This is a genomic window from Protofrankia sp. Cas8, assembly GCF_963555845.1.
In the GTDB taxonomy this organism is placed as follows: Bacteria; Actinomycetota; Actinomycetes; order Frankiales; family Frankiaceae; genus Protofrankia.
This window is the reverse complement of the sequence record NZ_CAUVXI010000137.1, coordinates 5,663-13,558: the sequence shown is the minus strand read 5'-3', so window position 1 is coordinate 13,558 and position 7,896 is coordinate 5,663. Positions and strand designations below refer to the sequence as shown.

Annotated in this window: 5 protein-coding genes; all 5 read left to right on the top strand. The window is 68.6% G+C overall.

Annotated elements, in window-relative coordinates; translation table 11 throughout:
* Nucleotides 1-287 precede the first annotated feature (287 nt).
* Nucleotides 288-1,265, top strand: coding sequence for a hypothetical protein (locus tag U9977_RS18205; RefSeq protein ID WP_322750480.1), 978 nt, complete (start codon nt 288-290; stop codon nt 1,263-1,265).
* A gap of 78 nt (nt 1,266-1,343) precedes the next feature.
* The gene (locus U9977_RS18200) at nt 1,344-2,375 is read left to right on the top strand and encodes a helix-turn-helix domain-containing protein (protein WP_322750479.1); all 1,032 of its coding nucleotides are present in this window, start codon (nt 1,344-1,346) and stop codon (nt 2,373-2,375) included.
* Nucleotides 2,365-3,120, top strand: a complete 756-nt coding sequence (locus U9977_RS18195) for a nucleotidyl transferase AbiEii/AbiGii toxin family protein (RefSeq protein ID WP_322750478.1) — start codon at nt 2,365-2,367, stop codon at nt 3,118-3,120. The genes U9977_RS18200 and U9977_RS18195 overlap by 11 nt, the downstream gene beginning before the upstream one ends.
* Nucleotides 3,121-3,544: 424 nt before the next feature.
* On the top strand, nt 3,545-5,716 hold the full coding sequence (locus tag U9977_RS18190; RefSeq protein WP_322750477.1) for a hypothetical protein: 2,172 nt from the start codon (nt 3,545-3,547) through the stop codon (nt 5,714-5,716).
* A gap of 206 nt (nt 5,717-5,922) precedes the next feature.
* Nucleotides 5,923-7,896, top strand: a 1,974-nt coding sequence (locus tag U9977_RS18185) for a SpoIIE family protein phosphatase (RefSeq protein ID WP_322750476.1), incomplete at its 3' end; no start/stop codon positions are given.

Sequence of the window (7,896 nt, the reverse complement as noted above, 5' to 3'; positions counted from 1 at the left end):
GCAGGGGTGCGGGGAACGGCTTCGACGATCGGAGTCGCACTGGTGAAATTCGTCGAATACTGCGGGTAGCGCATATAATCATCTGCTATCCGGAAAAACGATGGGTACAGAAACTGTCTGTCACCACCGGAATCTTGCCAGAGCCGCAGTAACGGCGTAACTCCCCGAAAGTGAGGATGCGCCGTGACCGCCTTCTCGGTACGGAACTGCAGGAGAGCGAGAGAAGTCCGGTTCTCCTCCGCGACGGGTAGGCCGGCCAAAACCTCCAGCGGACTGCACCAGTCGGCATGCCCTGGGGCGATCGTGCCGGAGACGAGCAGGCCGCGGATGCCGTCGTGGTCGACCGGGCGACTCGTAAAGCCTCCGCGGTCCAGCGGGCCCGGCGGGCCGGCATTCCAAGGGATGTCGATACGCTCGTGGCCTCGATGCTGGCGAAGGAACCGCGCGCGCGGCCTACCGCCGAAGCCGTCTACGAGGCGCTCGTGCCGTTCACGTCCACGCCGGATGAATCCTCGAGCACCGAGGGGACCGAGGGGATCCGCGACCCGACCCGACCGTTTCGCCGACCGCTGCTGGCCCCGCCCAGACGCCGCGAACCGGCAGACGGCCGCGCCACGCTCACCGAGGACGACGTCGACCTGCTGAAGGCCAACGTCCGGGCGCTGCTGGACAACGACCGACCGGCCGAAGCGATCAGCCTCCTCGAGGACGGCGTCGAGCGCACCCGTCACGACCCGTTCCTCGCGCTTCAGCTACGTCACTTCCTGGCCGCCGCGCTGTTCTACGCCGGGGAGTACACGCGTGCCGCCGCACTCTTCGACGGCGTCGGACACGACTACCGCAGGCATCTGCCGCCGACCGACGCCTACGTCCTCGACTGCTCCTACCATGCCGGCCACGCCTACGCTGAGATCGGCAAACCGGACAAGGCGCTGCCTCAGCTCCGGTTCTACGTACAGAACGCCGACAGCTCCGCAGGTGAGGACGAAGGGGCCAAAATTCTCGAATCCCGCTTCGTCATCGCCCAGCTGCTCGCGACCGCCGGGCATCCCGACGAGGCACTGACAGCGTTCGAGGCGGTCCGACCGCTGCTGGCGGACGCCTTCGGCGCCGACTCGGTCCAGGTCCGCAACCTCAACAGGCAGATCAACCGGCTCGGGTCGGTCAACGAGCACGGCTTAGAGGGGTCGGTCGACGCATCGAAACCCCACGTGCGGAAGACGCCGGGCACCGTCGAAGACCGACCCGGCGAGGGAGTCAGATGATCTTGTGGCCGTTGCTGTCAAATGCCTGTTCGGTGTTCGGTATTGACCGAACACCGAACAGCACGGACGCTGGTCCGCATGGACACCGAGGCCCTCGTGGTCGACGCCCTCCTACAGCTCGGGGTCGAGGCCCGACTACCTGACGACGGGTCCGATGGTGGGGTCGACCTCGTGCTCGACCCGGATGGCGTCGCGGTTCCCATCGAGCTCAAGCGTCGGTCGCTGGTGTCCGAAGGCGTTGCCGCGCAGCTACTCGAGGCCAGCCGTCCACCCGGTGGATCGGGCGGCTCTCTCCTGCTGGTCGTCGCGGACCGGGTGACCGAGGCGGCCCGGAAGGTGCTGACCGAGCATCGAGCCGGCTACTACGACCTACGCGGACGGATTGCGCTTCGTTCGAGCAGCTTCGTGATCGATGCTGAAGTCAGCCCGGTCACCGGACGCGGTGAGCGGACACGGGCCTTGAGCGGCAAGGCCGGGCTCGAGGTCGCGACCACTCTGCTCATGGAGCCGGAGGAGGGCGCCGCCGTCCGGGAACTGGCACGCCGGCTCGGCCGGTCCCCCAGCACGGTGTCGGAGGTGCTGGCGACGCTGCGGCACGACGGTCTTGTCGACGCCACGAACGTCGTCACGGACGCGCGGCTGTTCTGGCAGGTAGCCGAGCGCTGGCCGGAGCGACGCACCTATCTCGCCAAACTCCCCGATCCCGGTGACGGGAACGGCGTCACCAGATCGCTGCGTCTTGGCCTCCGTGACGTGAGAAACGAGACCGGGTGGGCATTGACGGACACGACCGCCGCCGCGGCGTACGGTGCGCCGGTTGCTGTTCGCGCTGACCAGTTGCTTGACTTCTTCGTCCCCGATCAGGCGGTACTTCGGCGCGCGACCACGCTCCTCGGCGCCGCCTCGACGCCGGTCCAGGCGCGCGCCGCGGTGCGGGTCGCACCGGTCGCGGCCGTCTGCACGCGTCGTGTCGACCTCCCGCCCGAGCGGTGGCAGTGGCCGCTGGCGCATCCACTGTTCGTCGCGCTCGATCTGGCGCAGGACCTGGGGCGTGGACGCGAGATCCTCGACGCATGGCGGCCAGACCCGAGGTGGGCCCGTGTCTGGTAGCCGGGTGATCTTCCTTGGCGACGCGATGGCCGCGGTCGTCCAGGCCGTCGAGGAAGTGCGGAAGCTCATCGGCCAGCCGCCCGTCGTGGTCGGCGGGCTGGCGGTGCTGTGCCGAGTCTCCAGCACCCACCGGGCGACGGTCGACCTGGACGTCGTCGACCGGCTGCATGGGAGTGCGCCGCACCTGGAGGTGCTCCGCGCGGCCGAGGGCGCGAAGGCTGTGGAGCCCGCCGGTGTCCTGCTGCTAACTCCATATGGTCAGGTCAAGGTAGACGTGCTGGAGGTGCGGCAGGTAGAGCTCGACCAGCCGAGCGACGATCCCGGAGACCGCCTCCACGCGTCCGCGCACGCATGGGCGAACGACACCGCCACTGAGATCGCCATCGAGGTGATCCGGTCGAGCGGCGATCGCGTGGAGGTGAAAACGCCTGTCGCCGAGCCCGGTCCGATCATCGCGATGAAGCTCCAGGCGGTGATGAACCGCTCTGTGCAGAAGCAGGGCACCGACCTGCTCGATGTCATACGGCTCGCGCTCGACGACACGGCGCGCACGGCAGCGCTGGCCCAGCTCGGCGCCTGCGACTCGTCGACTGCCGCCGACATCGCCCTTCACGTCGATCTGTGGCTCGTCCGCCGCCGCGATCAGGCCATCCGATGGATACACGGCGTGGGCGGCGGTGACATCACGATGGATGACCTGGATCTTGTCGCCGAGCTTCTTCTCGATGCCTGCGAACGCACCTGACGCGGCCCGAATCGGCGACCAGGCGGGCACGGCCGCGTCGCGAGCGGCGGCGAGTACGCCCCCAACGCACTTGGCAACTTCGATTTCGAGGTCACGCTGAGCTACAGGCGTCTCTAGCGGCCTCGGCGTGACCTCGTGACACAGGCCATTCTCTACATTGCGAGAATAGGTGCACGCTCTTGGTGGGAAGCTACGTGTCGTCGCGGATTTCGGCGATCGGGAGTATCGGCTGACATGGTGAGATCGTCACAGGTGACAGGGCCAGGCAGCGGCTTCTGGCACCCCACCGGCTCCCGCTCGAGGTGACGCTGTCGTGACGGTCGACCTCTAGCGTCACCACCCGACCGAGTCGCGGTGGCCGACCGATCAGATCGCCGCAGGTGACGCGTGTGAACCGCAAGCGGGTGGACAGGGTGGGGAAGTCATGAGCGAAGCCAGTGCTGAGCACGAATTCGTCCTGGTCGTTCCATTGGACGCAAGCGGAATCGAGGGGTTTTCGCCCGAGCAGCAGGTAAAGGTCCTGGTCACCGATTGCGGCCGGACCTCGGTGTCGGTGGTCGCAGACCTGAATTCCGACGGCCACGGGCAGGCCATCCTTCGACTACCCGAGAGCCCCGCGGGCGCACGCATCCACCTCGGCCCGAGTGGTGTCGCCGACGAGGACCTTCCCGGGCTTCAGACCATGACCGTGAGCCTGTCGTCCCGGCTCCTGCCGGAGGCCAAGGGTCAGGTCGTGCGGCTGGAGCCGATCCGCATTCCGTCCTTCTACTGGTATCAGTGGTTGCGCTGGTGTCGCCGCTTCACGGTCCGTGGGCGGTTGCTGTGCCCGGACGGCAGCCCGGTGCCCGGCGCCACGGTCTGCGCCTATGACGTCGACTGGTGGTGGTGGTGGTGCACCGACCAGCAGGTGGGCTGTGCCACGACCGACGTCCACGGCGCCTTCGAGATCACGTTCACCTGGTGTTGCGGCTGGTGGCCGTGGTGGTGGTGGGCGCGCCGGCTGTGGCGCGTTGAGCCAGGCCTGGCTGAGAAGATCACGGCGGCGCTGGGCGCAGGCACGGACATCGTGCTGCCACCGCCCCAGCCACGGCCCACCCTGGACATGTTCGACACGGTCCTGGCACGGGACGGGGTCGCAACCGCCATGCCCACCGAGGCCGTCGACCCGGCTCGGCTCGACAGCCTGCGCGCCCGGCTCCTGGAACGGCTGCCGGCGGTGGCTGAACTCGAGCGGCTGCGCGTCTGGCCGTGGTTGCCCTGGCATCCCTGGTGGGACTGCTCACCCGACCTGATCTTCCGCGCGACCCAGAGCTGCGACGGCCAGGAGCGGATGGTCCTGGACGAGTCCTGCCTGTCCGCCCGCCCGGACGTGCCGACCACCCTCAACGTCACCCTTGTCGCGAACGACAGCGCCTGCTGCGCCCACAGGCCGCCCTGCGGATGCGGCGACGCCGAGTGCCTGGTCATCTCGCATGCCTGTGGGGACCTGATGGCCACCATCGGCGGCAACGTCGGCGCGTCGCCGATGCCGGCCGGCTACCGGTCACCGGGGGTGGTCTCCACGGCCGGTGACCGTCCGTACGCGGGCACGGTGGCACTCCACGGGGTGTGCGGTGACTGGATGGACTACTACGAGTTCGAGTGGTCCGACAACGCCGGCCTCAGCTGGCACGTCATGCCGGCTGGCGCGGCCGGCGGTTTCACGCTCACTTACTACGATCTACCGACACAATCGTGGAACCCCGTGTCGTTCGCGTTCACCACCATCAGCGGCCGGTTGGTGGTGGAAAGTCGGGCGCACTACGAAGCCACCCATTCACCGGGAAGCTGGGGGGTGACCCGGGTCTGGGTCGGAACGACCGACCTGCTTATGAACTGGGTGACGGCGGTCCCGTCGGCACCGACCGGACCGACGGCGTTGTTTGGCGACGGCACCTACCGGCTGCGGGTCCGGGCCTGGGATTTCGTCGGCGGCGACCTGGAGAATCCGCGGATACCACCGCTGTGCGGAAGCGATGAGGAGAACCGCGTCGTACTGACGCTCGACAACAGGATGGTCGGCCCGGGTGCCGGACACCCCACCACTGCGAGCCACCCATGCGGCCCGGCCACGGTGCACCTGTGTACCGCCGAGCCCGACACTCAGATCATCGACGTCCGGCTCGGCGGGGAACCGGCCACGCCATGCTCGATCATCCGAGCGCATGACGGCACTACCGTTGACATCGAGTTCCTCGCCAACGACCCGGACGGTCATCTGGCCTATTACACGCTGCACGCGCTCTACGGCAACAACGGTGTCGTCGACCTGCTTGCCGCGCCGTCCGCGACTCTTACCCGGGTAGCGGCCGCGCAGGTCGGCCCGACATATGGGGACGCGCGGGCGGGGGCGACCGCGCAGAACATCCCCGCGGCCGTCGCCCCGGTGTGGAACGGTGGCCGGATGCGCCTCACCATCGCCAACCTGCGGGACGCATTCCCCCAGTCCTGCTGCTACCTGCTCGAACTGCGGGCGTGGAAACGGACAATCGACAGTTGCGACGGCTCGTTCAGCCAGGGCAACTACAGCGTGTTCACCTTCACCGTAGAGCTCTGACCACTCCGCGCCCAACCGCGGTCATGGCGGCTCGTCCGCTCACGATCATCTAACGGCCGCTTGTCGATCTCGGACGTTTGGGTATCCGAGCAGGGGGCATCGGTTACCCGTGCCACGGGATGCCCCCTTTGGGGACTGTGTGTGCGCTGCTCGTCTCGACGCTGGGCGGGAGGTGGACCTGATCCGGGAATCCCGCGATCTCTCCGGTGGCGACCCGTGACGTGGAGCGGCACCGACTCCCCAGCCCCGCCAGCCCGGACGCATGGGACAGGCTGACGCTTGCCGCACGGATGTCCGACCTGGCCCCGATCGGCCTGCTGGTCGTCGACCGCGACCTGCGAGTCTGCTGGATGAACCAGGCGATTCTCGCCATCAACGGCCTGTCCCCGGGCGACGTCGGGACCAAGAGCATCGCCGAACTGCTCCCCGGGGTAGAGCCCGAGGCGTGGGATGTGATCCGTCGGGTGCTGGCCACGGGCGAGCCGATCCTCGACGTCGACCTCGCTGGCACCACCCCGGCTACCGGGCCGGACCGGCAGGCCTGGCGCGTCTCCCACTACCCGATCCGCGATCGCGCCGGGACCACCAAGGCGGTAGGTGTGGCGGTCGTCGACGTCACCGAGCAGCGCCACGCGGAGGCAGGTCGGGAGGCGGTGGAGCGGCGGTTGCGCCTGCTGAGCCGGGCCAGCGGGCTGGTCGGGGCGTCTCTGGACCTGTCAGCAATCCTGGAAGGGTTGATCGAACTCGTCGTCCCGGAATTCGCCGACGAATGCATCCTCCTGCTGACCGACGAACCTCTCGACACCGCCGCCAGGCCGGACCGGCTGCCGCTGCGTCGCCTGGTGAACGCACGCGTGGCTGGCTTCCCTGAACCACCGCCCGGTCTGCGGATCGGTGAGCGGGTCGAGTTCGCCAGCCAGACCCCCCACTACCAGGTATTCGCCGTAGGTGAACCACAGCTGCACCAAATGGGCGAGCAGTTCGTGCGTAACCTCGACATCCCCGGTGCGGGTGAGTATTTCAGGCAGATGAGCCTGCGGTCGGTCATCCATGTGCCGTTGCTGGCCGGTGGCACGTTTCACGGGGTGGTCATCTTCGGGGTCGGATCCTCCGGCCGGTCCTACACCGAACACGACGTACAACTCGCGGCGGAGCTCGGCAGCCGGATCTCCAGCGCGATCGCCAACGCCCGCGTCTACGCCCACCAACACACGGCCGCACTCACCCTGCAACGCGGGCTGTTGCCTGGAAACCTGCCCGCGGTCGAGGGCCTGGAACTCGCCTGGCGCTACGAGCCGGGCACCGCTGCCACCGAGGTTGGCGGCGACTGGTTCGACGTCATCGGCCTGTCGGCCGGCCGGGTCGCCCTCGTCATCGGCGACGTCATGGGCCGGGGCCTGACCGCCGCCGCCGTGATGGGACAGGTCCGTGCCGCGGTCCGCGCCTTCGCCGCCCTCGACCTGCCCGCCGCGGACGTACTGACCCACCTCGACGACCTCGTCCGATCCATCGACGCCGGCCCCGACGGCGCGCTGGTCAGCTGCATCTACGCCATCTTCGAGCCCGCGACCGCCACCATCACCGTCGCCAACGCCGGCCACCTGCCCCCCGCCCTCGTCGACCCGCACGCAGACGTCCACCTCCTCGACGACCACAGCGGGATCATCCTCGGCGTCGCCGGTCAGCGGCTCACCGAAACCCGCTACCCGTTCCCGCCGGGCGCCACCCTCGCTCTCTACACCGACGGGCTCGTCGAATCCCCCACCATCGACATCAACCAAGGCACCCGCCGGCTACAGGCCGCACTCGCCGATCCCGCCGGCCTGCACACCACCGCCGACCGCCTCTTCACTCTCATCGACCGCACCGGCGGCTACGACGACGACGCCGCTCTCCTGCTCGTCCACGCCACCACCCCCGCGACCGTCAGCACCCGCCGGCTCCCCCCAGACCCCCGGGCAGCCAAGACCGCCCGCGACGCCGCGGTCGCCGCCCTCTACCAGTGGCACCTAGCCGAACACGCCGACCTGGTGGAACTCCTCGTCAGCGAACTCGTCACCAATGCCATCCGCTACGCGCAGACCCCCAGTCACCTCACCCTGCGCCGCGGCCAGCACGCCCTCTACGTCGAGATCGCCGACAGCGACAGTCGCGTCCCCCGTCTCCTGAACCCCACCCCC